General features: G+C 36.8%; 1 protein-coding gene and 2 pseudogenes. 2 read left to right on the top strand and 1 reads right to left on the bottom strand.

All coding sequences use genetic code 11. The features are described 5' to 3' along the window. Both ACFIO3_RS10990 and ACFIO3_RS10985 read left to right on the top strand, forming a co-directional pair. Positions 1-84, top strand: a pseudogene (locus ACFIO3_RS10990) (polyphenol oxidase); the annotation flags it as partial. A gap of 1,062 nt (positions 85-1,146) precedes the next feature. Next, positions 1,147-2,079 carry a ribose-phosphate pyrophosphokinase gene (locus tag ACFIO3_RS10985; protein ID WP_375607759.1) on the top strand — a complete coding sequence of 311 codons (933 nt, stop codon included), beginning with the start codon at positions 1,147-1,149 and terminating at the stop codon, positions 2,077-2,079. Here ACFIO3_RS10985 and ACFIO3_RS10980 read toward each other — a convergent pair. Beyond that, positions 2,076-2,867: pseudogene (locus ACFIO3_RS10980) on the bottom strand (ATP-binding protein); the annotation flags it as partial. The gene ACFIO3_RS10985 and the pseudogene ACFIO3_RS10980 sit on opposite strands and share 4 nt — an antisense overlap.

The following is a 2,867-nucleotide window of genomic DNA, read 5'->3' as shown; positions in this document are numbered from 1 at the left end:
CAGCGTTTTTTCTCCTATCGCCGTGCAATACACCGCAACGAACCCGATTACGGACGGCAAATTTCTGCTATTATGCTAAAATAAGTATTTTTGTCTCAAAAAAAGATCAAACCTGCAAACAAAATAACGCCAATAAAAAATAAATAAGCTCTTTTGTACTATGTTTTTTTCATAAAAATTCTTATTGGCTCCACAAGGTATAAAAACTGTAGTGATGAGAAATAAAAACTACAAGACTTTGATTGATAATAATAATTTACTATTTTGTATGTTGAATGAGAGACCCGAATATCGTAAGATTCTTTCATTTCAAACCTGCTTATCTTGAATCAATCAAAACTATTCGCTTGCACGTTACAAGCGGGATTAGCGTGTGGATAAAATTTATATAAGAAAGGACTAAAATGGCTCTTATGAACCGTCTTAATGCAAGATCTGTCGCAATATTGGGAGCAGGAAAATATAATGATGGTGCCGGCTTGTTACTCCATAAGCGCACACTTCTTTTCAATGTTTGCTTATAATGTCCTTTAACAAGGAATTATTTAAACATAAAATATCATTGGAGCTGTTTTCTATATCAATTCATTATAGAAAAAACTAAATTGGATGATTAAAAATATCTTCACTGCCTTCACGATATCTACAAATAACAACACATCGTTTTAGAAAACACCTAAAGATACCAACAGAAATAAAAAACATGACACGCATCATGATAGGCAAGAGTATATTTAAAACGAATAATATATAGAGATGAAAAATATTTTTAAATTATGCAATAAAATGCATCGTGCTATGAATTATCTCATTTTTAAAATAAAAGAGTATATGCATTTAAATGAGATTTTGTAACAAAACTCTGTAAGCAATCTCATTAGCCAATAATCAAAACAGATAAATGAATAAGTTTTTCTCTATCACAGATACCCACCGTGCAAATAAATCACATCCTTTGTTTTTCTTACGACTTCAAGAATAAACTCTACAAAAAACAAAAATTTTTGAAAAAAGAAAACACATCGTATAGATCTTTAACAATAATCAATAAAATTGTAATGGTTTTGTAATTGTTTTCTTGCAATTTAATAAAAAGAAATTAAAAACCGTTTCGCATTCTCACCATAATTATTCAGAGGTTCTACTATGAAACTTTTCTGCGGAAATTCTAATCCACGCCTAGCTGAAGATGTTACAAATTATTTGAACATTCCCTTAGGCAAGGCAACTGTAAAGCGTTTTGCTGATCAAGAAATTTTCGTAGAATTACACGAAAATGTACGTGGACAAGATGTTTTTGTTTTGCAATCCACATCCTATCCCGCAAATGATCATTTGATGGAATTGCTCATCATGATTGATGCCCTTCGTCGTTCTTCTGCGCGTCGTATTACAGCTGTTATCCCCTATTTTGGCTATGCACGCCAAGATAGAAAACCAGGACCACGAACTCCTATTTCTGCAAAACTTGTTGCCAACCTCATTACTGAAGCAGGGGCCCATCGTGTTTTAACATTGGACCTTCATGCAGGACAAATTCAAGGTTTTTTTGATATCCCTACAGATAATCTCTATGCTGTTCCTGTCATTTCTCGCGATGTCAAAGTGAATTATTCTCTTGAAAATGTTATTGTTGTTTCACCTGATGTGGGTGGTGTAGTCCGTGCTCGCTCGCTTGCCAAGCGCTTGAACAGTTTGCTCGCTATTGTAGATAAACGTCGCGAACGCCCCGGTGAATCAGAGGTGATGAATATTATTGGAGATGTATCGGGAAAAGATTGTCTTTTACTTGATGATATTGTTGATTCAGGTGGAACTTTATGCAATGCTGCAAGTGCTTTGCTTAAACATGGTGCCAATAGTGTCACAGCTTATATCACGCACGGCGTTCTTTCTGGTAATGCAATCGAACGAATTACCAATTCAGAAATGAAGGAACTGGTTATTACAGATTCAATCATGCCAACACAAGTTATTGAGGAAGCACATAATATTCGTGTTTTACCCATTGCCGATCTCATTGGAGAAGCAATAGCAAGGACAGCAGCAGAACAATCCGTTTCAAGTTTATTTGGTTAAAGTGGTTCCTTGGGATCTCCTGGCGCTGTTTCAACACCAAGATCAGGAAATGCAACAATGCGTTGGCCACTAAAATGCGTATGAATAACAATGAGACCGCGTTCTTCAAAGTAGGTTAAAAGCCGACGGACGCGGTTTAAAGAATGAGTCCCATAAAGACGTGCTAAAAATGCATCGGATGGACAAGGCTTTCCGCCCAATGCGGCCTGTGCCACATTCAAGAAGACTCCTTGAACCTCATCTTCTAAACTTTCTGATATCTGCAAAATATGTTTCCAACGTTCACTGACAGCCGTTTGTTCATCAACAAAAGCTTGTGCAATAGCCAATTTACGCCGAAATTGCGAAAGATTAAAAGGAACCTTTGACATACCATGGATACGGCAACGAACCGAAAAATCTTGATAAAGCACCGCTGTTGAGCGATAAAAAGATTCAGAATCCTCAAGAATTTCCTGAATGACATGTTCTGCTTGACTATTACGCTCAACATCAGAAAGTTCAGGAAATAAACTCAGATTTTCTTCCAACACCTCTTGTTTTTTATGTACCACCTCCTCTAACATCTCGTGCATTGATTTTTCCCTCATCGGCTCTCGTGTTAGTTTAAATGGCGTTAAAATTTCCTCTGGTGGAGCAGTAAAAACGAGCTCTTGCACATCATCCCGCTCTGTTGGAAGTGGCATTAATTTAGGACTAGAAGAGCGTGCTAAAGTTTCAACAGAACCGATAATGATTGGTAAGGGACGTCGTGATAAAGCGGGACCTAAAGCGATAAAATTTCCCCG

Source organism: Bartonella sp. AD328YNZD (genome assembly GCF_042196425.1).
Note: the sequence above shows the minus strand (reverse complement) of the source record. Positions and strands in the feature narration are given on the sequence as shown.